Genomic DNA, 23,321 nt, shown 5'->3' on the forward strand with positions numbered 1-23,321 from the left:
AAGCAGAGAAAGGAACAACGCATTATGGCACAGAATGATATCGGTATCGACCTCGGTACCACGACCATCATCATCGCGCAGGAGGGTACGGGCGTCGTGCTCAACCAGCCCAGCGTGGTGGCGGTGGATACCCGCAAGAACTCGGTGCTGGAGGTGGGCGACAAGGCGCTGGCCATGGTGGGCCGCACCCCCAACTATATTTCCGCCATCTTCCCGCTGAAGGACGGCGTCATCAGCGACCACACCATGACCCGCGAGCTGATCTGCCGCTTCGTCAATCAGGTGTACAGCTCCCACATGGTCAAGCCCCGCGTGGCGGTCTGCGTGCCCGCCGCCATCACCGGCATCGAGAGCGACGCCGTGGTGGAGGCCGTCATGGCCGCCGGTGCCCGGCAGGTCTACCTGATCGACGAGCCCATCGCTGCGGCCCTCGGCTCCGGCATCGACATCACCCAGCCCGATGGCCGGATGATCATCGACATCGGCGGCGGCACCACCGATATCGCCGTGCTGAGCCTTGGCGGCAAGGTCAAGGCCACCAGCGTCCGGGTGGCGGGCAACCACTACGACGATGAAATTTTGAAGCATGTGCGCAATAAATTCAGCATTGCCATCGGCCAGCGCACCGCCGAGCAGCTGAAAAAGAACGTGGCGTGCTGCCCCCAGAAAGCGGATTTCAACGAGACGATGGAGATCAAGGGCCGCAGTCTGCTGACCGGTCTGCCCATCCGGGTGAACGTCTCCACCAGCGATCTGTACGAGCCGGTCATGATGCTGAGCGAGCAGATCGGCACCGCCGCCCATCAGGTGCTGGAAAAGACCCCGCCGGAGCTGGCGGGCGATATCTTCCGCAACGGCGTGGTGCTGACCGGCGGCGGCGCACAGCTCCACGGTCTGCCGGAGTATCTGAGCCAAGAGCTGAAGGTCAACGTCGAAGTCTCGCCCGACCCCGTCAACTGCGTGGCGCTGGGCACGGCCATGAGCCTTGGTGTGCGGGATAAGCTGGAGACCGGCTTCACCGACGCTACCCCCCGCATCGGCCGCCGCTGAGGGGCCGGAACAGGGAAGCGGCTCTTCACGATTTGGAAAAAATTGTGACGATTTTTGTTCATAGTTGTTGAATCGGGCCGGAAAATATTGTATAATAATTTCAAATCGGTTTTTTGCGGGTGGGGGTCGTGCCCCGGCTGCGAAACAATAAATGACTAGGAGGAAGACCATGAATTTGGGTTCGGATGTGGTTATCACGATAACCGGTATCGTTCTGGTGTTTGCGATCCTTGTCCTGCTGATGGCGATCGTCACGCTGGAGGGCAAGATTTTCGACGGCATGAACGTGAAGAAGGCTGCAGCAAAGGCGGCTGTGCCAAAGGCCCCTGAGGCAAAGCCTGCAGCCCCCGTGCAGCAGGCAGCACCCGCTCCTGTGGTGGAGGAGGGTATCCCCGGTGATGTGGTTGCCGCGATCATGGCAGCCATTCACGCCATGGGCAATGGCAAGTACACCCTCAAGGCCGTGCGCCGCAGCCGCAATGGCTGGAGCAAGGCCGGTGTCAATGACACCACCGCACCTTTTTAACACAGGAGGAAGAACATGACACAGTTTATCAATACTCTGGTCGGTATTTTCCAAAGCTCCGGCTTCGCACGGTTCGGCGAGCCGGGCGGCTGGCTGTACGCAATCATGATCTGCGTCGGCTGCTTCTTGCTGTATCTGGCCATTGTGAAAGAATATGAGCCCCTGATCCTGCTGCCCATGGCATTCGGCATGATCCTTGCCAACCTGCCCGGCAGCGGTATCATCCACATGCAGTACTTCGTCGGCGATGGTCTGGAACACCCGATGTGGGTCGAGATCCTGAACAACGGCGGTCTGGCCGATATGCTCTACATGGGCGTCAAGCTGGGCATCTACCCGCCGCTGATCTTCCTCGGCATCGGCACCATGACCGACTTCGCCCCCCTGATCTCCAACCCCAAGAGTCTGCTGCTGGGCGCTGCTGCTCAGTTCGGCATCTTCGGTACTTACATGGGCGCCCGTCTGCTGGCCGCTACCGGTCTGGTGGACTTCACCCAGAAGCAGTCCGCTGCCATCGCCATCATCGGCGGTGCCGACGGCCCGACCGCCATCTTCGTTACCTCCCGTCTGGCTCCTGAGCTGCTGGGCAGTATCGCCGTGGCGGCCTACAGCTACATGGCGCTGGTGCCTGTCATCCAGCCGCCCATCATGAAGGCGCTGACCACCAAGAAAGAGCGCACCGTCGTCATGAAGCAGCTGCGTGCCGTGACCAAGACCGAGAGGATCATCTTCCCCATCATGGTCACCATCATCGTCTCCCTGATCGTCCCGGATGCCGCCGTTCTGGTCGGTATGCTGATGCTGGGCAACCTGATGAAGGAATCCGGTGTTGTGGATCGTATCCAGAAGACCGCTGGCAATGAGCTGATGAACATCATCACCATCTTCCTTGCCCTGTCCGTTGGCTGCACCACTTCTGCCAACACCTTCCTGAACACCCGCACCCTGTTCATCATCGTGCTGGGCCTGATCGCATTCTCCTTCGGCACCGCAGCCGGTGTGCTGTGCGGCAAGGTCATGTATGCCCTGACCGGTGGTCAGGTCAACCCGCTGATCGGTTCCGCCGGTGTTTCCGCCGTTCCTATGGCTGCCCGTGTTTCTCAGAAGGTGGGCCAGAGCGAGAACCCCTCCAACTTCCTGCTGATGCACGCCATGGGCCCCAACGTCGCTGGCGTTATCGGCTCCGCCGTTGCTGCTGGTATCCTGATCAACATCTTCGGCTAAGCGTGGTCCTCCAATAAAAAATCTTAAACCGCCTGTCTGCTGGCAACTGCCGCGGACGGGCGGTTTTTTATACTGGAAACCCTGTGCAATGAGCCGCAAATGTGATATACTATACCTTAGTGATTCATGCGAAATTAGCAAAAGAACAGGTGAAACAATGGCAACAGATCTCAAGCAGGAATTTTGTGCCCTGCGCGATACCTACATTGAAAAACAGTTTGGCCGCCTAAACGAGATGCAGCGCAAGGCGGTGTTTACGACCAACGGCCCGCTGCTGATCTTGGCCGGTGCCGGAAGCGGAAAGACCACGGTTCTGGTCAACCGCATCGCGAACCTCATCCGGTTCGGTTCGGCCCACGGCTCGGGCTGGACCCCCCGCGAGGTGACCGAAGATGACGTCAAGGCCCTGCGGATGGCCATCATGACCGGCACCGATGCCCCGGCTTGGCTGGACGGGATGCTCCGCAAGGACGCCGTCCGGAGCTGGAACGTGATGGCCATCACCTTCACAAACAAGGCGGCCGGGGAGCTGAAGGAGCGTCTGCGGAATATGCTGGGCGGCGAAGAGGGGGACGAGGTGTTCGCCTCCACCTTCCACTCGGCGTGCGTGCGGATCCTGCGCCGCTGGGCTGAACAGATCGGCTACCCCCGCAGCTTCACCATCTACGACACTGACGACGCCCAGCGTGTGATGAAAACGGTCTATAAAGAGCTGAGCATCGACGATAAATTCTTCCCGGTGAAGAGCGCCATCAACCAGATGAGCCGCTGGAAGGATCAGCTCGTCAGCCCCGAAGAGGCCCTGCGCACCCCGGCACGGGATACGAAAGGTGCCATCGCGGCCAAGGTTTACGCTGCCTACGAGAAAAAGCTGAAGGATGCCGGAGCCTTTGACTTCGACGACCTCATTTACCACACCGTGCAGCTGCTGGCCGAGCACGACGAGGTGCGGGAGTTCTACCAGAATAAGTACCGCTACCTCCTTGTGGACGAGTATCAGGACACCAGCGTGGCCCAGTTCCGGCTGGTCAGTCTGCTCACCGGGCCGGAAAAGAATATTTGTGTGGTTGGCGACGATGACCAGAGCATCTACCGATTCCGCGGCGCGACCATCGAGAATATCCTCAACTTTGAGCGGATCTATCCGGGCACCAAGACCATCCGGCTGGAACAGAATTATCGCTCCACTTCCAACATCCTGAACGCCGCCAACTGTGTCATCCAGCACAACACCGAGCGCAAGGGCAAGACCCTCTGGACCAAAAACGGCGAGGGCGATAAGGTCCATGTCTACACCGCCGAGAACGAGCAGGACGAGGCCATGCACATCGCGGACGTCATCGGCCAGCACCTGAAAGCAGGCGGACATCTGGCTGACCACGCCGTGCTCTACCGGATGAACGCCCAGTCGGCCCCCATCGAAAGCTATTTCACCCGCGCGGGCATTCCCCACAAGATCGTGGGCGGCCAGCGCTTCAATGACCGCAAAGAGGTCAAGGATATCCACTCCTACATGTCCATCGTGGCGAACCCTCGCGACGATGTACGGCTGCGCCGGATCATCAACGAGCCCGCCCGGAAGATCGGCAATACGACCATCGAGGTCATCGCCGACTTGGCCGCGCAGGAGAACACCAGCATGCTGGAGATCATCAGCCACGCCGACCAATACGCGCGGCTGTCCCGCTCCATGATGCCACTGCTGAAATTCTGGCAGATCTACGAGAGATTACAGGAATCGCTGGAGACAAGGACGCTGGACGAGTTCGCGTCCGACGTCATTGAGCTGACCGGCTACAAAGCGATGCTGGAGCAGGAAGTGGCCAAGGGCCACGAGGACGCCGCCGACCGGATGCAGAACCTCGGCCAGTTGGTCAACAACGTGAAAAATTACTGCGACCAGCACGGCGAGGACGCCACGCTGGAAGGCTATCTGGAAGATATCGCTCTCATCAGCGACATCGACAGCTACAACGAGAGCGCCGATCGGGTGGTGCTGATGACCATCCACTCCGCCAAAGGCTTGGAGTTCCCCTACGTCTTCCTCATCGGCATGGAGGAGGGGGTCTTCCCCAGTGAGATGAGCAAGTATTCCGAGGCCGACCTCGAAGAGGAGCGCCGCCTTGCCTACGTCGGCATCACCCGCGCCAAGCAGGAGCTTTACATCTCCGACAGTGTGACCCGGATGCTCTACGGCCGCACCCAGCGCAACGAGCCCAGCCGCTTTCTGCGGGAGATCGAGCCGGAGTACATGGAGGAGACCCGCAGCCCCGCCTTGGAGCGCCGCTCTCAGATGGGCGGCTGGGGTTCTTCCTACAGCGACACGGTGCCGGGCGGCGCGTCGGGCTACTCCGGCGCTTCCGGCTGGGGACGCAGCAGGACCGGCGGCTACGGTTCGGGTTACAGCTCCGGCTACCTGAATTCCGAGTACAACGGCGGCAGCCGGGGCTTCGGCTCCGAGTACGCCGGGCGGGGAAGCTCTTCCTCCGGCTTCGGCAGCTCGGCCCCCCGCAGCACCGGCAGCTTCGGCGCTGGATATTCCAGCGCAGGTACGAGCAGAAATTCTGCAAAGCCCATCAATTTTACAGGAACACCGGCGGCCCAGAAACCCGCTGCCAACACCCCCAAGCACTACGAGCCGGGGGATATCGTGGAGCACAAGGTCTTCGGCCGCGGCAAGGTGCTCAAGGTCAAGCCCGCAGCGGGCGACCAGATCGTAGAGATCAACTTTGAAAAGGTCGGCGTGAAAAAGACCATGGCAAATTTTGCGCCGCTTGTAAAGATCACGGAGGAATGACAGATGATGACGGTACGATTGATCGCACATACCCCGGAACCCGAAAAGGTGGTGGCGGCGGCGGCCAAGCTCTGCTATTCCGATGCCCACATCACCGACCTGCTGGACGGCCTGACCGAGGAGAAGACTGCCAAGTTCCTGACCATGCTCAGCGACCTTGGCCACGCCAGCCCCATCGAGCACGCCAGCTTCACCTTTGGCATCGAGGGCGTCAGCCGCACCCTGCTGGCTCAGATCACCCGCCACCGCATCGCGTCCTTCAGCGTTCAGAGCCAGCGCTATGTCCGCTTGGACGATTTCAGCTACGTCATCCCGCCGGAGATCGAGGCCATCCCCGAAGCGAAGGAGGCCTTCATTGCCAGCATGAACGAGGATGCTAAGCGCTACCTTGACCTTGTGCAGAAGCTGGAGGACGGCCACACAGCCCGCCTGATGGCCGAGGGAATGCCCGAAAAACAGGCCCGCGCCAAGGCTTCCAAACAGGCCAACGAGGACGCCCGCTTCGTGCTGCCCAACGCCTGTGAGACCAAGCTGGTCGTGACCATGAACGCCCGCAGCCTGCAGAACTTCTTCCACCTGCGCTGCTGTAACCGCGCCCAGTGGGAGATCCGGGCGTTGGCCGAGGAAATGCTGCGGCTGGTCTATCCGGTAGCACCCCATCTGTTCCGCACGGCGGGGCCCGCCTGCGTGTCCGGCCCCTGCCCGGAGGGCAAGATGTGCTGCGGCAAGACCGCCGAGGTGCGAGATCAATACGCCGCGCTGAAGGGGGAAGCCGTATGAGCCGGGGAAAGCTGATCGTGTTGGAAGGGCTGGACGGCAGCGGCAAGGCGACCCAAGCCAAGCGGTTGGCGGCGGCTCTGGCTGCCGAAGGCCGCCCGGTGCGGGAGATCACCTTCCCAAACTACGAGAGCGACTCCAGCGCGCTGGTCCGGATGTATCTGGCCGGGCAGTTCGGCGAAAAACCCGACGATGTGAACGCCTATGCGGCGTCCAGCTTTTATGCGGTGGACCGCTATGCGGGCTACAAGGCCGACTGGGGGAAATTCTACGAAGAGGGCGGCATCCTCATTGCAGACCGGTACACCACCTCCAACGCGGTGCACCAGTGCTCCAAGCTGCCGCCGGAGCAGTGGGAGGAGTTCCTCCACTGGCTCTTTGATTACGAGTTCCGGCTGCTGGGTCTGCCCGCGCCGGACCGGGTGATCTACCTCCAAGTGGACCCCGCCGTGAGCCAGAAGCTGATGACCCAGCGCTACCACGGCGATGAGACCAAGAAGGACGTCCACGAAAAGGACGTCGAGTACCTGAACCGCAGCCGCAAAGCTGCGGAGTTCTGCGCCGCCCATCTCGGCTGGTGCTCCGTCCGCTGCGATGTGGGCGGGCAGATGCGCAGCATCGAGGAAATTGGGGAGGAAGTTCGGCAGGTTGCCCTTTCTGCCCTTGAATAACGAATGCGTAAGGAGGAATCCTATTTCATGTACCGTTTGATGCAGCCGTCCGACCGGGCGGAAATTCTGGCGCTGTGGCAGCGCGAGCGGGGCGACGGGGAAACCTTCGTCACCAACGCCATCGAGCGCTTTGCCGGAGTGGAAAATGTCTACGTGGCCGAGGAAAATGACCACATCGAAGCTGTGGCGATGGCTGTGCCGGTCACGCTGCAGGGGCGGCCCGGCTGCTGCCTGTACGGGCTGACCGGGCAGGGAAGCCTGATCTTGGCGGGCCTTGTGGATCACCTGTGCGCGCAGCAGAAGCTGCGGGGCGCCGGCTTCGTGGTCGTGGTGCCCGCCGGGGCCGAACAGGCCGCTCTTTTGCAGGACAAGGGCTTCCAGTGGGCGTTCCCGCTGCGGTGCCTCCCGCGGGAAGTGGAGCGGAACCTGTGGAGCCAAGCGGAGTTCGACTCCGTGACGGCCCGGAAGCTGGTCGAGCTGCGGGCAAGGTTCTGGCCCGATACCGTCCAGCTCCCGCCGGAGCAGATGACTGTGGTGCTGGGGGATCTGTACTCCCGCGGGGCCACCATCGTTTCCAACAACGACGGCTACGGCATCTATTTCCGGAAAGAGGATACCCTTTATTTTGTGGAGCTGATGGCCGAAAACGACCGCGCTGCCGAAATTTTGATGGAAGCGGCCCGCGAGAAGGAAGTCATCGTGGAAAAGGCTGTCATCACCGTGGGGGCCGCGCAGAACCTCTTCCTCGGCGAGGGCACCCGGCAGGATTACGGTATGATCCGCTTTGAGGGCGAGCCCTTTGACGTGAGCGAGAGCTACATGCGGCTGATGCTGGACTGAAAGGAATGGACGGATGGCGAAAAGCAATCATACGAAGCCCCGCAAAAAGGGCGGTGCGCTGAAGATCCTGCTGGTCATTCTGGTGCTGCTGGTGCTGACAGCCGGTGCGGCAGGCGTGTTTGCGTATAACGAGATCAACGGCAATGGAGGAAAGCCGGGTGCAGAGGTGACCGTCAGCATCCCTCAGGGCAGTGGCGTTGCTGCCATCGCAAAGGAGCTGAAGGAGGCTGGAGTTATCCGTTCGGCCTATCTGTTCCGCTGGTATGTGGGGCACAAGGGTGCCGCCGGAAAACTGCAGTACGGTGATTTTACGCTGCAAACCGGCGGATATTCCTACGATGGCCTGATCACAGAGTTGTCCGCGTATGCCAAGGCGGATTCGGTGCGTCTGACCTTCCCGGAGGGAACCACTGCCATTGCCATTGCCCGGAAAATGGAGGAAGCCGGTCTGTGTACTGCCGAGGAGTTTCTGGAAGAAGCCAATACCGGTGATTTCAGCGCGTACAAATTCTGGCAGTATGTCCCGGACAACAAGGAAGCCCCCGGCCGTTTTATGAAGTGCGAGGGCTATCTCTTCCCGGACACCTACGAATTCTTGACGGAAGATACCGTACACAACTATGTGGCAACGTTCTATTCTCATTTCGATCGGCAGTTCACCGACGAAATGTACAAAGAACTGGACAAGCAGGATCTGAGCCTTTCGGAGGTCATCACGCTGGCGTCCTTCGTGCAGGAGGAGGCCGGCAACGAGCAGGACTCCAATGTGGCGCAGGTGTTCCGCAACCGGCTGGCGGAGGGTTCGCCCTACCCCAAGCTCCAGAGCAACACTTCGAGCTATGTCCAGAGCGATGAGGACAACAACTACCTGTGGAACTGGGTGGCCCCGTGGTACGGCGGCTGGGACAAGATCCCGGAAAATATCTTGAACGCCTACGACACCTACAGCTGCACCGGGCTGCCCGCCGGGCCTATCTCGAACCCCGGTCTGGCGGCCATCCAAGCCGCGCTGGCCCCCCAGCCCGACGAGGACGTCAAGGGCTGCTATTTCTTCGTGACCGACCTTTCCGGCCATTACTACTACGCCCGCACCTATGCGGAGCACCAAGCCAACTGCGAAAAAGCAGCGCAGGTGAATAAAAATTATAAGTAAGAGGATCATTATGCTACAAATCCCGGAACTTCTTTCCCCGGCGGGCGATCTGGAACGCCTTCGCTACGCCATCAACTACGGCGCGGATGCCGTGTATTGCAGCTTGCCCGAATTCGGGATGCGCTCTGCCCCGGCCAACTTCACGCCGGAGCAGCTCACTGAGGGCGTCATCTATGCCCATGCCCGCGGCCGCAAGGTCTACCTGACCATGAACACCCTGCCCACCAACGAGGAGGCAGACCGTTTGCCGGAGGCCATCAAAAATGCCGCCGCTGCGGGCGTGGATGCCTTCATCGTGGCGGACCTCGGCGTGATGGAAGCGTGCAAGCAGTTCGCCCCGGACATCGAGATCCACATGTCCACCCAGACCGGCATCACCAACTGGGCCGCAGCCCGCGCTGCCTACAACATGGGCGCCAAGCGTGTGGTGCTGGCCCGTGAGCTGACGCTGCAGGACATCGCCACCATCCGCGACAAGACCCCGCCGGAACTGGAGATCGAAGCCTTTGTCCACGGTGCCATGTGCATGAGCGTGTCGGGCCGGTGTCTGCTCTCCAATTACATGACGGGCCGCGACTCCAACCGGGGCCAGTGCGCTCAGCCCTGCCGCTGGAAATATTACCTGAGCGAGGAGACCCGCCCCGGCCAGCTCTATGAGATCGGCGAGAACGAGAACGGCAGCTACATCCTCAACGCAAACGATCTGTGCACCGCTCCCTTCCTCGACCTCATCTGCAAGGCGGGCGTGGACAGCCTGAAGATCGAGGGCCGCGCCAAGACCTTCTACTATGTGGCCAGCGTCACGGCGGCCTACCGCAAGGCGCTGGATCAGTACCTTGCCGACCCCCTCAACGACAACTTCGAGCTGCCGGACGAGGTGCTGGCCGAGCTGACCCGCACCAGCCACCGCCACTATTCGCCGGGCTTCTACTTCGGCCGCGAACAGGCCAGACAGGCCACCGACAGCGCCACCTACATCCGCCAGTGGGAGTTCGTGGGCACCGTGGACGGCTGGGAAAATGGCATTGCCAGCTGCCAGCAGCGGGGCAAGTGGACCCTTGGCGATACCTTGGAGGCTCTCTGCCCGGACGGCCGCAGCATCCCGCTGCACCCGGAGTGGATCAAGAACGAGGCAGGGGAGAGCGTGGACTCCACCCCGCACGCCATGGAAAAATACACCATCCCCACCCCGGAGCTGCCCCCCATGAGCTTGCTGCGGCGCAAGGTCTGAGCAGGGTTTTCAGGATAGGATAAGGAGAGGAACCAGATGAAAAAGCTACTGAACAGTCTTCCGTTCCGGCTGTTGCTGGGCATCGTTGTCGGCGTGCTGCTGGGGCAGATCTTCCCGCTGGGAGCCATGAAGGTTGTGGTAACGCTGCAATACATCATGGGCCAGCTGATCACGTTCTGTGTGCCGCTGATCGTCATCGGCTTCATCGCGCCGTCCATCACCCGGCTGGGCAAAAATGCCTCCCGGCTGCTGGGCGTTGCCATCGTCATCGCCTACACCTCCTCGGTCTGCGCGGCCTTCATGAGCACCGGCGCGGGCTATGCGCTCATCCCGCATCTGTCCATCGATACCGAGGTGGCCGGTCTGCGTGAGCTGCCGGAGGTGGTGTTTGAGCTGAACATCCCCCAGATCATGAGCGTTATGAGCGCACTGGTGCTCAGCGTCCTCGTGGGTCTGGCAGCAACGTGGACCAACAGCAAGCTGACCTGTGATCTCCTCGGCGAGTTCCAGAACATCGTTCTGTCCGTCGTCAGCAAGATCATCATCCCCATCCTGCCGTTCTACATTGCGGCCACCTTCTGCAACCTGAGCTATGAGGGGATGATCACCCACCAGCTCCCCGCCTTTATTCAGATCATCCTCATCGTCATGGCGGGCCACTATATCTGGCTGGCGGTGCTCTACCTGCTGGCCGGGGCCTACTCCGGCAAGAACCCGTGGGAGGTCCTCCGCCATTACGGCCCGGCCTACCTCACCGCCGTCGGCACCATGTCCAGCGCCGCGACGCTGGCCGTTGCGCTGGACTGCGCCCGCAAGAGCAAGGTGCTGCGCAAGGATATGGTCAGCTTCGGCATCCCGCTGTTCGCAAACATCCACCTCTGCGGCTCGGTGCTGACCGAGGTGTTCTTCTGCATGACCATCTCGAAGATTCTCTACGGTGAGCTGCCCGGTGTCGGCACGATGATCCTGTTCTGCGTGCTGCTGGGCATCTTCGCCATCGGTGCCCCCGGCGTCCCCGGCGGCACGGTCATGGCGTCGCTGGGCCTGATCACCGGCGTGCTGATGTTCGACGATGCGGGCACGGCTCTGATGCTGGCGATCTTTGCATTGCAGGACAGCTTCGGCACCGCCTGCAACATCACCGGCGACGGCGCGCTGACCTTGATGCTGACCGGCTATGTGGAAAAGCACCACATTCAGGAGAACGGCAATCTGGAAAGCCCGATCCTCTAAATCGGCGATCTCTACACGACCTGTCCCGCCCAAACGGCGGGACATTTCTCATCTCAGTGGGAGGAATGCAGGATGAAAGGCTATCTTTTGGCGGAGGGAAAACGGCTTGTGCTGGCGGTGCTGGCCTTTCTGGTCGTTTTCGCGGCGGTGCCCGGCCTCCGGCTGGTGCACCTGCTGGGGCTGCTGGCGGCAGGGCTCTGTGCGCTGGGGCTGCTGTACCGGAACGCTTCGTCCCGGTTCTTTGGCCGGGTGATGGCGGGCGGCATCGGCTGCCTTGGCGGCTTTGTGCTGGCGCGGACTATGCTGCAAGATCGGCCGCTGCGGATGGTCTCCGCGTCGGAATACGCCCTGCTCTTTCTGGACTTTTTGCTCTGGGCGGGCCTGCTGCTGTGGAGCTGCCGGGCGGATGCAGCCCCGAAACGGGAGAAGCCGCCGCTGTTCAAGGAACAAGTGCCGGATAAAGCGCGGCTCATCCAATACATACGGGATCTGCCGATTGTAGGCATCCACGCAAAATGGGGCAACGGAAAAAGCTTTCTGTGGGAAAATCTCCGGTCCGACCTTCAGGCGCAGTTCGAGATCGTTCAGATCGACCTGCTGGCCTGTGATCTGGACCAGATCGAAGCCTTCCTCATCCGGGAGCTGGAAAAGGTGTTGGAGCGCGGCCAGATCTACCCGGAAAACGCCCACTACCTCAAGGCACAGCTGGGCAAGAACAGCGCGCTGGAAAAGCTGGGGGGCATCGCGGGGGAAAGCGGCTTTTCGGATACCTTCGACTCGCTGCAGCAGGAGCTGGAACGGCTGCCCAAGAAGGTTTTGCTGAACTTTGAGGACATCGACCGCATCCGCAGCGAGGAAGTCATCCAGAAGATCTTTGCCATCTCGGAGAAGCTGGCCTCGGACCGGGTGCATGTGGTCTTCCAGTACAACAAGGAGGCCCTGCCGGGCCGCTTGCGGAAGAAGGATTATCTGGAAAAGTATGTGCCCTTCAATGTGGGCCTGACGCCGATCTCCTTTGCCTCACTGGTGGAGTATTTCTGGGATCGGTTCGAGATGGATGACCTGCCGCTGAAAAAAGACGCGCTGAGCCTCATCGGCGTGACCCGCCCGTCTTGCGAAACGCTGAACTCTGCGGTGGGGCTGGATGCGGAGGCATCCTTTGACCTTACGTCCTTGGTCTCGATCCGGAAGGTGCAGTTCTATCTGGAAGAGGTCAAGGTCCTGCTGACCTCCAACGAAGAGTTCGCCCGGCAGACAAATGCGGAGACCGTGGCGATGGTGCTGCTGGTCAAGCACTTTTTCCGGAAGGAGTACGCGGCCCTGCAAACCAAGACCAGTCCGCTGAAAATATTTCTGTTTAAGACCGAGGAGGGGCCGCTCACCCTTCTGGAACTGGCCGACCGATACCGCAAACCGCAGCGGGAGGAGCCGGAAGCGCGGGAACAGCGCTGCGCGGCGCTGGAAGAAGTGCTGCAGCGGGGCGAAAACTCCGAGCACCTTTGGCTGCTGATGCTTCTGGGATATCGGATCCCCTTTCAGGGAGGGGATGAAGAGCGAAACCGGAAGCAGAAAGTGCAGACCGAGATGCACAACGCAAAGATCGACCATCTGGTCTGGAACGTGATGGCCAACGGCGTTTCGGAGCTGACCGACGAGGAAAACGAGGTGGAGGAGCTGCTGCACAAGGTCTTCTATGACGCGAAAAAAGAGGAGTGGCCCGCCCGCTGGGAAGCGTATCAACTGGACCGCATCGATGGCCGTTTCCCAAAGGACAACACGACCGTGATGAAGTGGGGAGACAATGCGCTGGCGTGCTCCTTCCGCGCCATGGCCCGTGCGGGAAAATACGCCAAGGTGCAGACGAAGCTGCTGGAACTGCTGATCGAGCTGGAACGGGCAAAAGAGAATCCGGCGGTGTCGGATGTGCTGCTGGAATGCCTTTCCTACTGCGATTGGTTGAACGGGCAGGACCTGATCTTGATGGCGGACTTCTTCGCCACCCTGAACGGCGGGAAAAACCCGGAACATCTCCCATCTTACCGGATGTTCTTTCAAAATGCCATGGAAGCAATCATGCAGAACCGCTATTGCGAACAAATGGGAGGCTTTATGTTCGAGTGGTCGTATAAAGATGGCTATGCCGAGCATGAGATAGAGCAGCTTGGATATCTGAAGCAGGAGCTGGAAGAAGAGCGGGAAAAGCAGACCGTTCCTTTTTTGCAGGAAGAACTCGACACTCTGATCCGGTTCGTGGAAAAGAACCGGGAACTTCTTTCCAGCCCGACTCTGATGCCTCAGCGGGAGCCGGGCGTCAAATTTGACGAGTGGCGAGGCATATATGCCCATCAGGCGGAGATCGACCGGCTGAAAGAATACCGGAAGACCCACACCCAAGCGGACTTTGAGCAGGAACTGCAAAAGAGCCGTGCAGGGCTGTACTACGGTGAGGTCAGGGAAGTGCTGAGACAGGACGAATAAACGAAACGATCCCGCCATGGAATGTGGCGGGATCGTTTGTTACAGCGTATCCAGAACGGTGCGGGCGTTTCGGATGGTGTCCTTGCTGGTCTGCCAGAGCTCGAACTCCGAGAAACCGGGCAGCCCCATGGGGACGCCCTCCCGGCGGAAGGTCATCCGGCTGTCCAGCACCTGCTTGCCGGAGAGGTGGAAGGCGGAAGCGCCCGTCTCCCTTGTGAGGGCAGGGAGGTTGGCCGGGGAGACCCCCGCACCCACCAGAATCTCGATGCGGCCCGCCGCCCGCTCCACGAGCTGCCGGAGCAGGGGAGCGCCCTGCGGGGCACTGGCGGCTTGGCCGCTGGTGAGGATGGTGGAAAGGCCCAGCCCACAGGCCGCTTCCAGCGCGGCGAAGGGGTCACGGCAGACATCGAAGGCGCGGTGGAGGGTGAGGGCGACGGGGCGGTTCGCCTTGGCTGCGGCTTCGCGGGCGGCGTCGTAGATGGGGCGCAGAGCTTCCACATCCAGTGCGCCGTCCGGGGTCAGCACGCCGGTCACGATGCCGTCGGCCCCGGCAGCCACCAGCTCCGCGGCGGAAGCAGCCATCTGCGCCAGCTCCCAGCGATCGTAGCAGAAATCGCCGAAGCGGGGGCGGAGCAGGGCGCGGACCGGGAGGCCGGTGGTCCCCTTCACCTGCCGCACCAGCGCAAGGCTGGGGGTGGTGCCGCCTACGATGAGGTCGGCGCAGAGTTCCAGCCGGTCGGCCCCGCCCTCCTTCGCCGCAAGGGCGCTGGCGGTGCTGTCAACACAAACTTCGAGGGTATACGACATAGCGTTCTCCAATCGTTTCAAGATGCACGTTCGTCAGCAGGACGGTGGGTGTTTTCCCAAGCAAGTGTCCGACGGGTGGGACCCTGTTGCCGTAGGCAATAGGGCGGGGTATGGAATCCCCGTCTCACTTGCGGGGGAGAATACCCACTGCCCTGCGATTGATTTAACAAAACCCGCCAACAGGAACTGCTGACGGGTTTTGCATCGCAAAAAAGCTTAGTTTACGGAAGCAAGGAACCGCACAAAGCCAGCGCGTCCGGCTTCGTCCAGTTTATAGACACCGGCATCTGCCAGAACCTCGGCGAAGACATGGCCGACCTCGTCCTGCAGGATGAGGTGGACGTTATCACCGTTCAGGTCGGGGTGCTTGGCAAGGATCTCCTCGGCCCATGCGGCGTGCTTCTGCAACGCTTCGGGATACTCGGCGGTGGGTACGCGGGCCACCAGCGCGTCGGCCAGATCAAACAGCTCCTGCTTCAGGCGGCTGGGCAGAACGGCCAGACCCATGACCTCGATGAGGCCGATGTTCTCTTTCTTGATGTGGTGGAGCTTGGCGTGGGGGTGGTAGACGCCCAGCGGGTGCTCCGGGGTGGTGATGTTGTTGCGGAGCACGAGGTCGAGCTGGAACCTGCCGTCCCGCATCCGGGCGATGGGGGTGATGGTGTTGTGAGGCTCACCGTCGGTCTCGGCGAAGAGGAAGCAGCTCTCGTCGGTGTAGCCGCGCCATGCGGTCAGGATCTTGTCCGCCAAGTCCACAAGGCGCTTGTCGTCCGCACAGGTCAGGCGGATGCAGCTCATGGGCCAGTGGACGATGCCTGCTTCCACATCCTCATAGCCGGGGAAAACCCATGCCTTTTCGATGGGGGCCTTCGCCATGGCGAACTCGTAGTGGCCGCCTTGGAAGTGGTCGTGGCTCAGGATGGAGCCGCCCACGATGGGCAGGTCCGCGTTGCTGCCCACGAAATAGTGGGGGAAGAGGGCCACGAAGTCCAGCAGCTTGCGGAAAGTGGCCCGCTCGATCTTCATGGGGGTGTGCTGGTTGTTGAAGACGATGCAGTGCTCGTTGTAGTAGACATAGGGGCTGTACTGCAGATTCCACGCGCTGTCGTTGATGGTCAGCGGGATGATGCGGTGGTTCTCACGGGCGGGGTGGTTCATCCGGCCCGCATAGCCCTCGTTCTCCACGCAGAGCTGGCACTTGGGGTAGGCGCTCTGGGGGGCCAGCTTAGCGGCGGCAATGGCCTTGGGGTCTTTTTCCGGCTTGGAAAGGTTGATGGTGATATCCAGATCGCCGTAGGGGGTCTTGGTGACCCACTTCAGATCCCGCTTGATGCGGTAGCGGCGGATGTAATCGGTGTCCTGACTGAACTTGTAGAACCAGTTGGTCGCCGCTTCGGGACCTTCGGTCTCGTACCGCTCCTCAAAGTTGGCGCGGACGATGGAGGGGCGCGGGGTCAGCACACCCATGAGCTTGGTGTCGAAGAGGTCGCGGGCGGTGGAGTTGTCCTCGCACACGCCGCGGGCCACCGCATCGTCCACCAGCGTTTTCAGGATGGCTTCGAGGTCGGTGTAGCAGACCTCGCCCTCCGGTTCGGTGAAGCTGTCCAGCTGCATGGTCATGAGCAGCTGGTTGCGGATGTAGATCTCATCGTCCGGCAGGATGAGGCCGGTGTCCAGACCGTAATTGACGAGCTGTTGGATGGCAGTGGAGATCACAGGACAGCGCCTCCTTCCGGGCGGATGGAGAGAACATGGCAGCGGCCCGCGCCGAGGATGGCTTCCATCTGCTCCTTGAACTGGGCCAGCTCTTCCACTGGCACAAAGGCCTGTACGGTGCCCGCAAAACCGCCGCCGTGGACGCGGACGGCACCCTTACCGCGCAGGAAGTGCTTGGCGGCGGCGATGGTCACGGCCACCTCCTGATGCTCCTTGTACCCGGCGGGGATGACGTTCTGCAGGTACTCCCAGCTGCTCAGGCCGGACTCGGTGACCAGCTGCAGGAAGGTGTCGAAATCGTCCGCGCGGAGGGCGGCCACCTGTTTTGCCACCCGCTCGTTGTCGGCGTAGATGTGGAAGGCGCGGAGCACGGCGCGGTCGCCGCACTGCTTGCGGCACTCCGGGAGCTTTGCGAGGAAGGTCTCAAAGGGAACATCCCGCAGCACCTCGCCGCCGCAGACAGCGGCCACGGCGCGGCACTCGCTGGGGATGGCGGCATACTCGTCGGTCAGGTCGGCGTGGTCGGCACCGGAATCCAGAATGCAGAGCGCAAGGCCCGCCTTGGAGAAATCGACCTGCACCGGCTCGACGGCGGGGTGGGCAGGGTCCGCAAAGTCAATGGTGATAATGTTGCCGACGCTGGAGGCCATCTGGTCCATTAGGCCGCAGGGTTTGCCGAAGTAAACATTCTCTGCCCACTGGCCGATCTGCGCGATGGCGATGGGGGAGACCTTTTCGGCCATGAAGCAGTCGTTGAGGATGACGCCGATCAGCACCTCGAACGCCGCCGAGGACGAGACGCCGCTGCCCTTGGGCACGTTGGAGGAGATGTACACGTCAAGGCCGGAGAGCTTGGCTCCCCGCTGGCGGAACGCTTCGCACTCGCCGCGCAGCAGGGCCATGGTGGTGTTCTCTTCCTCCTTGCGGGCGACAAGGTTCGAAAGATCGATGACGCACAGGTCGTACCCCTCGCTCTGGACGCGGAGCTGGTTCAGGCTGTTGGGGGCGGCAGCAGCGATCATATCAATGTTGACGCTGCCCGCCAGCACCCGGCCGTGCTGGTGGTCGGTGTGGTTGCCGCCGATCTCGGTGCGGCCGGGGGCACTGTACAGCCCGGCCTCGGTGTGGGAGCCAAAGGTGGTTTCCAGCCCGTCCAGCACGGCGGCATAGCGGGCAGCCTGTGTGGGCGTTTGTTCGGGGGCGCAGCAGTACAGCGCAGCCAGACGGCTGGTGTGGGTGCCGTCGGCCAGTTCCTGCTTCCAGACAGAAACGGATCTCATCATGGTGAAGTTCCTCCTCTGAGCGATCAATATTCCCAAACCGGGGCAAGTGCTGCTCCGGTTTCTCTTACCCTAATAATAAAGAATCTCTGCGGAAAAGACCATGTATTATTGTTGCCTCTCGATGAAGCCTTAACTTGCGTTTCCGGGCTTGAAATCGCTGGCGGCCAGCCCGTCGAGGTTGAGCATTCCCTCCAGCGCGGCCACATCGGCGGAGACGTCCAGCGCGTCGGACTGGAACAGCTTGTCCAACTGGTTTTCGAAAGCCGTGATCAGCAGGTCCATGGAGCGCTCGATGCTCTGCTTGGCCTCGGAGATGTTCTCGCCCTGCACATCCTGCGCCGAGAGCTGGGCGTAGGTGTTCAGCAGCTTGAGGGCCGTGGGCAGATAGTAGTCCATGAACTTTTGCAGCTGGGCCTTTTTGCCGGGGTCCTTCTTCGCCAGCGCAAAGATGCGGGCGCTGACCTCCTCCAAGCGGGAGATCTTAGCCGTCATCACCGGATCGGGGATGGCCTCGTTGGCCTTCCGGAGCTGGGCTTGCAGGGAAGCATAGAGGTCCTCCGGGGCGGGCTCCGCCTTGGGTTCTTCCTCTGTCTGGGGCGGCTGGGGTGCTGCGCCTCGCACGATGAGGGTGCCGGTGCGGTGGTCGATGTAGGCATCGGCTCCGAAATAGCCGTGGTCGATGGCCCGCTCCACCACCGAGATGCCCTTGGCGGAGTCGATGCCCGCTGCGGCAAAGAGCTCGTCCAGCGGGATACTGCTCCGGTCACCGACGATCTTATCCAGTTTGCATTCCAGCTTGCTGGCTTTGCGCATCCGCAGCCCCATGCCCAGCGCCGCGCCGCCGCCGAGGATCTGGGTCAGCGCTGTGATGAACTCGCCCCAGTCGAACCAGTAGCCCCACAAGTCGATGATGTCCCCCAGCCCGGCAAGGCCTGCCACAAGGAAGATGGCACCGAACACCGTGCAGAGGGTGGTCAGGTTCTTGTGCCACTTTTTCGCGTTCTTTTGCTCGGCGGTGGGGATGTCGTGGCCGTAAACGCTCTCGTCGTCGCAGCCGACGGGGCGGGCGCTCTGGTCCGCGCGGGTGTCCTCGGCCCGGAAATCGCTGGCGTAGTCGGCGTTTTCCTGCTCTTTTTTCAGCGCGTCCCGATCGATGGCCCGCAGGATGAAGAACAGGATGCTCAGTTCCGGCGACAGGGCGAAAAGCACCAGAAGGGCGATGGTGGGGATGCGGGCGAGATAATGTTTGCTGCGTCTTGGCTCCATGGGGCAAAATCCTCCTAAATAAAAAGAACCGCGTTCCACTTTATTATAGCGGAACACGGCTCTTTTGTTAAGAGATATTTTCTTTGGGAGTAAATAGGGGAGTAAAAGCCTTATTTCATCAGGCTGCAAACAGCTTCAGCATAGGCGGCGGGATCGTCCACGGGCAGCCCCTCAATGAGCTGAGCCTGTGCGTAGAGCAGGGCACTGTACTTTTTCACCTTGTCGGTGTCGCCCGCTTCCTGCGCGGCTTTCAGCACCGCGAAGACGGGGTGGTTGATGTTCAGCTCCAGCACCTTGTCGCTCTTGACGCCCTCGCTGCCGGGCTGCTTGGAGAGGACCTTCTCCATCTCGATGGAGAGGGGGCCGTCGGAAGACAGGCAGACCGGGTGCTCCTTCAGGCGGGTGGAGACCTTGACCTCCTTGACCTTGCCGTCCAGTGCGTCCTTCATAGCGTCGAACAGGGGTTTGTTCTCGGCGGTGGCATCCTCGGCGGCCTTCTTCTCGTCCTCGGTCTCAAGGCCAAGGTCGCCGCTGTTGACGTTCTTGAACTCCACGGTGCCGTCCTTGCCCTCGGCATCCTTGCGGGGATAGGTGCGCATGATCTGGAGGCAGAACTCGTCCACATCTTCGGTCAGCAGCAGGACATCGTAGCCCTTGTCCATGACCAGCTCGGCGGCGGGCAGCTTTGCCAGACGGTCGGTGGAGTCGCCGGCGGCAAAGTAGATGTACTTCTGCTCAGCGGGCATCTTGTCCACGTACTCCTGCAGGGTGACCATCTTCTGCTCCTTGGCGGACCAGAACAGCAGCAGGTCGCGCAGCAGCTCGGCGTGCATCCCGTAATCGGAGTAAGCGCCGAACTTGATCTGGCGGCCGAACTCCTTCCAGAAGGCCTCGTACTTCTCACGGTCATTGGCCAGCATGGCGTGGAGTTCGTTCTTGATCTTCTTTTCCAGTGCGTTGTGGATCAGCTTGAGTTGGTTGTCCTTCTGGAGCATCTCACGGCTGATGTTCAGGCTCAGGTCCTGACTGTCCACGACGCCCTTGACGAAGCTGAAGTAATCGGGCAGCAGGTCGCCGCACTTTTCCATGATGAGCACGCCGGAGGCATACAGGGCCAGACCCTTTTCGTAATCCTTGGTATAGAAGTCGTAGGGACGGTGGCTGGGCACGAAGAGCAGGGCGTTGTAGTTCGCGGTGCCCTCGGTGCGGCTGACGATGACGCGGGCGGGGTCGGAGTAATCGTTGAACTTGTCCTTATAGAAGTTGGCGTACTCCTCGTCGGTGACTTCGCTCTTCTGCTTCTTCCAGATGGGCACCATGCTGTTCAGGGTCTCCAGCTCGGTGTAGGTCTCCCACTCCGGCTTGTAATCGTCGGGCTTGGGATCCGGTTCGGGCTTCTGGCGGCTCTTTTCGCGCTCCATCTGGATGGGATAACGCACATAGTCGCTGTACTTCTTGACGATGGCCACGATACCATACTCGTCGAGGAAGTTCTCGTAGTTGTCGGTGTCGGTGCTGGGCTTGATGTGCAGGATGATCTCGGTGCCCACGGTGTCCTTCTCGGTGGGGTTCAGCTCGTAGCCGTCAGCACCGCTGGACTCCCACTGCCAAGCCTCGTCGGAGCCATAGGCTTTGGAGATGACGGTGACCTTGTCGGCCACCATGAAAGCGGAGTAGAAGCCGACGCCGAACTGGCCGATGATGTCGATGTTCTCGTCCTTGTTCTCCTTCTTGAAGTCCAGCGAACCGGAGTGGGCGATGGTGCCGAGGTTGGATTCCAGCTCCTCCTTGGTCATGCCGATGCCGTTATCGGAGATGGTCAGGGTGCGGTTGTCCTTATCACGGGTGAGCAGGATGCGGAAATCGCCTTTGTTCATGCCGACGGAAGTGTCGGTCAGGCTCTTATAGTACAGCTTGTCGATGGCGTCCGAAGCGTTGGAGATCAGCTCCCGCAGGAAAATTTCCTTATTGGTATAGATGGAGTTGATCATCATATCCATCAGCTTTTTGCTTTCCGCCTGAAATTCTTTTTTCGCCATAATGCAAAACCTCTTTTGTTCAGATTTGGCGCCAAGGAGCCGGAGTTTCGGAATGACTGCTTAGCACTCATAACTTTCGAGTGCTAATATACACCGCTTCACACCAAAAATCAAGGGGTTTCATAAAAAGTTCAGAAATGTTTCGCTTTCCTTTACATTCCCCCGCAAACTTATTATAATGATTCGGAAACCAAACCGGAAAGGATGACCCAAATGCAGTTTAAGACTTACCCTCTCCCCGGCGGGGGAGAGCTGGACGTATATCTGCGCACCCCGGCCCCGGCGATGCCGAACGCGCTGCGGCGGCCGCTGGTGCTGGTGGTGCCGGGCGGCGGGTACGAGCATGTCAGCGCCCGCGAGGCGGACCCGGTGGCTTTGCAGTTTGCGGCAGCGGGGTACCACGCCGCCGTGCTGACCTACAGCGTCGGCGAGGGCGCACGGAATTACCAGCCGCTGCGCCAGCTCAGCGCGGCGCTTGCGCTGCTGCGGGAACATGCGGAGGCGTGGGGCGTCCTGCCGGAACAGATCGCAGTCTGCGGCTTTTCGGCGGGCGGGCATCTGGCCCTGTCCGGGGCTGTGCTGGACCTGCCCGGCGGTGAGGCGGCGGCCCAGCAGCGGCCCAATGCGGTGCTGCTGGCTTACCCGGTGGTCACGGCGGGAGAGCACGCCCACCGGGGCAGCTTTGTCCGGCTGGCCGGCAGCGAGGACCCGGCGGACCACCAGAAATTCACGCTGGAAGATAAGATCACGCCGGACACCCCGCCCGTCTTTGTCTGGCACACGATGGAGGACGCCACCGTTCCCGTGGAAAACACTCTGCTGTTGCTCGCAGCGCTGCGGAAGAACCGCGTCCCCTGCGAAGTACATCTGTTCGAAAAGGGCGTCCACGGCACCAGCATCTCCACCGCCGAGGTCGATGCTGCCAGCGTCCACCGCGCCCACTGGGTGCAGCTGGCTGTGGAGTGGCTGAACGACACCTTCGATTTTCATCTGGAATAAAATGGTTTTGTGCGTGTCTACAAAAATTTCATGAAAAAATAGTTGACCTGCAACAAAAATTAGCGTATACTGGTTCAGCGAAAACGAACGCCGGGGCACACCCCCGGAAGAGAAGAGGGAATACATATGGCAATGCGGCCGGAAATTTCGGTCAAGGACCTGCTGATGCAGGCCTTTCTGACCGGCTGGGAGCTCTCCGACAAGAGCATCTCGCAGGACGAATATCTTCAGAGCGCCATTCAGGTGATCGAGGTGCTTCAGGTGGAGCCGGAAAACCTCTACGCCGAAGAGGGCCTCGGTTTGCCGGACGGCGAAGAAGTGGATCATCTGGACGATCTGCTCCGCGCGGACGGTCAGTGGCTCTATTACGGTGTGGAAGAAGAGAACTTCTTCCTGATCCAGTGGTATCCGGATGTGGAATCCGCCAACGCGAAGCTGGCAGAGCTGGATGCTATGGGCGACGGCAGCAAGCAGTACCTCGTGGATATGAGCCTGAAGCGCTCGACCCCCACCGTGGCCGAAAACTTCGGCAATTCAAACCCGGTGCAGCTTCGTTCTTGATATTTTTGGAATAAGGAAAGGGAACCCAAGCGATGCAGCTTTCTCAGATCGAACGGGAGCAGCTTTACGCCATCCTCGAAAAATACGACCAGCACCCCAAGGTGCAGGAAATGCGGGAGTTCATCCAGCACGGCGATGTGACCACCTATCAGCACTGCAAGAATGTGGTGCTGGTCAGCTTTTGGATCAACCGCCGCTTTCATCTGGGCGCGGATGAGACGGCGCTGGCGGTGGGCGGCTTCCTGCATGACTTCTATCTGTATGATTGGCACAAGACCAGCAGCTTCCACGGGCTGCGCCGCCTGTTCGAGATGCACGGCTTTTCCCACCCCGGTTCCGCTTGTGTGAACGCGAAGCGCTACTTCCAGATCACCAAGAAGGAGCAGAACATCATCCAGAGCCACATGTGGCCGCTGACCTTCCGGCATGTGCCCACCTGCCGCGAGGCGGTCATCGTCTGCTTGGCCGATAAGTACTGCGCGGTGGTCGAGAGCATGTTCCGCCGCGCCAAGGCGGCTGCGACCGTCGGCGCGGACGAAACCGACGAGACCCTGTGGTAATCACGAGAATGAAAAATCCCCGCTGGCGGTCTGTGAACTGCACCCTATTTGTTAGACAGTATGGTATACTGTTTAGGAAATGGGGTGTTTTTGTATGCCAAAGGGACAAC

Annotated in this window: 19 protein-coding genes; 14 read left to right on the forward strand and 5 right to left on the reverse strand. The window is 60.7% G+C overall.

The annotated features are described in order from the left end of the window. Positions 1-24 precede the first annotated feature (24 nt). The 11 genes from mreB (at position 25) to C4N23_RS05980 (ending at position 13,980) form a co-directional block, all read left to right on the forward strand. A complete protein-coding gene (gene mreB, locus C4N23_RS05930) occupies positions 25-1,050 on the forward strand; it encodes a rod shape-determining protein (RefSeq protein ID WP_055191277.1) in 1,026 nt (341 codons plus the stop codon). Positions 1,051-1,219: 169 nt separating this feature from the next. After that, positions 1,220-1,576 (forward strand): OadG family transporter subunit, encoded by a 357-nt coding sequence (locus tag C4N23_RS05935; protein WP_112144740.1) that lies wholly within the window; start codon positions 1,220-1,222, stop codon positions 1,574-1,576. Positions 1,577-1,591: 15 nt separating this feature from the next. Then, positions 1,592-2,800 carry a sodium ion-translocating decarboxylase subunit beta gene (locus C4N23_RS05940; protein WP_112144742.1) on the forward strand — a complete coding sequence of 403 codons (1,209 nt, stop codon included), beginning with the start codon at positions 1,592-1,594 and terminating at the stop codon, positions 2,798-2,800. 157 nt (positions 2,801-2,957) lie between these two features. Further along, a complete protein-coding gene (locus C4N23_RS05945) occupies positions 2,958-5,597 on the forward strand; it encodes an ATP-dependent helicase (protein WP_112144744.1) in 2,640 nt (879 codons plus the stop codon). Positions 5,598-5,600: 3 nt separating this feature from the next. Continuing rightward, positions 5,601-6,377: an FAD-dependent thymidylate synthase gene (gene thyX, locus C4N23_RS05950; RefSeq protein ID WP_112144747.1), complete on the forward strand. Its 777-nt coding sequence runs from the start codon at positions 5,601-5,603 to the stop codon at positions 6,375-6,377. After that, positions 6,374-7,045, forward strand: coding sequence for a dTMP kinase (locus tag C4N23_RS05955; RefSeq protein ID WP_112144749.1), 672 nt, complete (start codon positions 6,374-6,376; stop codon positions 7,043-7,045). The genes thyX and C4N23_RS05955 overlap by 4 nt, the downstream gene beginning before the upstream one ends. A 27-nt stretch (positions 7,046-7,072) precedes the next feature. Beyond that, positions 7,073-7,885, forward strand: a complete 813-nt coding sequence (locus tag C4N23_RS05960; RefSeq protein WP_097838875.1) for a hypothetical protein — start codon at positions 7,073-7,075, stop codon at positions 7,883-7,885. A gap of 13 nt (positions 7,886-7,898) precedes the next feature. After that, entirely contained in the window at positions 7,899-9,038 is a 1,140-nt protein-coding gene (gene mltG, locus C4N23_RS05965) for an endolytic transglycosylase MltG (protein ID WP_112144751.1), read from the forward strand. Between the two features lie 10 nt (positions 9,039-9,048). Further along, positions 9,049-10,269, forward strand: a complete 1,221-nt coding sequence (locus C4N23_RS05970) for a peptidase U32 family protein (protein WP_055191292.1) — start codon at positions 9,049-9,051, stop codon at positions 10,267-10,269. A 36-nt stretch (positions 10,270-10,305) separates the two neighbouring features. Further along, entirely contained in the window at positions 10,306-11,502 is a 1,197-nt protein-coding gene (locus C4N23_RS05975; RefSeq protein WP_112144753.1) for a dicarboxylate/amino acid:cation symporter, read from the forward strand. A gap of 72 nt (positions 11,503-11,574) precedes the next feature. Then, positions 11,575-13,980 (forward strand): P-loop NTPase fold protein, encoded by a 2,406-nt coding sequence (locus C4N23_RS05980; RefSeq protein ID WP_112144755.1) that lies wholly within the window; start codon positions 11,575-11,577, stop codon positions 13,978-13,980. A gap of 39 nt (positions 13,981-14,019) precedes the next feature. On the opposite strand, the gene C4N23_RS05985 is transcribed toward C4N23_RS05980, so the two are convergent. From C4N23_RS05985 to htpG, 5 genes are all read right to left on the reverse strand, one after another. Then, the gene (locus C4N23_RS05985) at positions 14,020-14,787 is read right to left on the reverse strand and encodes a copper homeostasis protein CutC (RefSeq protein WP_112144757.1); all 768 of its coding nucleotides are present in this window, start codon (positions 14,785-14,787) and stop codon (positions 14,020-14,022) included. A gap of 216 nt (positions 14,788-15,003) precedes the next feature. After that, positions 15,004-16,503: a UDP-glucose--hexose-1-phosphate uridylyltransferase gene (gene galT, locus C4N23_RS05990; RefSeq protein ID WP_097838869.1), complete on the reverse strand. Its 1,500-nt coding sequence runs from the start codon at positions 16,501-16,503 to the stop codon at positions 15,004-15,006. Continuing rightward, positions 16,500-17,786, reverse strand: coding sequence for a galactokinase (locus tag C4N23_RS05995; protein ID WP_112144759.1), 1,287 nt, complete (start codon positions 17,784-17,786; stop codon positions 16,500-16,502). Before C4N23_RS05995 ends, galT begins: the two co-directional genes overlap by 4 nt. A gap of 129 nt (positions 17,787-17,915) precedes the next feature. Beyond that, positions 17,916-19,052: a 5-bromo-4-chloroindolyl phosphate hydrolysis family protein gene (locus C4N23_RS06000; protein ID WP_112144761.1), complete on the reverse strand. Its 1,137-nt coding sequence runs from the start codon at positions 19,050-19,052 to the stop codon at positions 17,916-17,918. 110 nt (positions 19,053-19,162) lie between these two features. Then, positions 19,163-21,091: a molecular chaperone HtpG gene (gene htpG, locus C4N23_RS06005; protein ID WP_112144763.1), complete on the reverse strand. Its 1,929-nt coding sequence runs from the start codon at positions 21,089-21,091 to the stop codon at positions 19,163-19,165. Positions 21,092-21,304: 213 nt separating this feature from the next. Here htpG and C4N23_RS06010 point away from each other — a divergent pair, with 213 nt between their 5' ends. From C4N23_RS06010 to C4N23_RS06020, 3 genes are all read left to right on the forward strand, one after another. Next, positions 21,305-22,090 carry an alpha/beta hydrolase gene (locus tag C4N23_RS06010; protein ID WP_112144765.1) on the forward strand — a complete coding sequence of 262 codons (786 nt, stop codon included), beginning with the start codon at positions 21,305-21,307 and terminating at the stop codon, positions 22,088-22,090. A gap of 126 nt (positions 22,091-22,216) precedes the next feature. Beyond that, complete coding sequence (locus tag C4N23_RS06015) at positions 22,217-22,651, forward strand: hypothetical protein (protein ID WP_242983736.1); 435 nt, start codon at positions 22,217-22,219, stop codon at positions 22,649-22,651. 32 nt (positions 22,652-22,683) lie between these two features. Beyond that, on the forward strand, positions 22,684-23,211 hold the full coding sequence (locus tag C4N23_RS06020) for an HD domain-containing protein (RefSeq protein WP_055191315.1): 528 nt from the start codon (positions 22,684-22,686) through the stop codon (positions 23,209-23,211). Positions 23,212-23,321: the final 110 nt, after the last annotated feature.

It is taken from the genome of Faecalibacterium hattorii (assembly GCF_003287455.1).
GTDB lineage: Bacteria > Bacillota > Clostridia > Oscillospirales > Ruminococcaceae > Faecalibacterium > Faecalibacterium hattorii.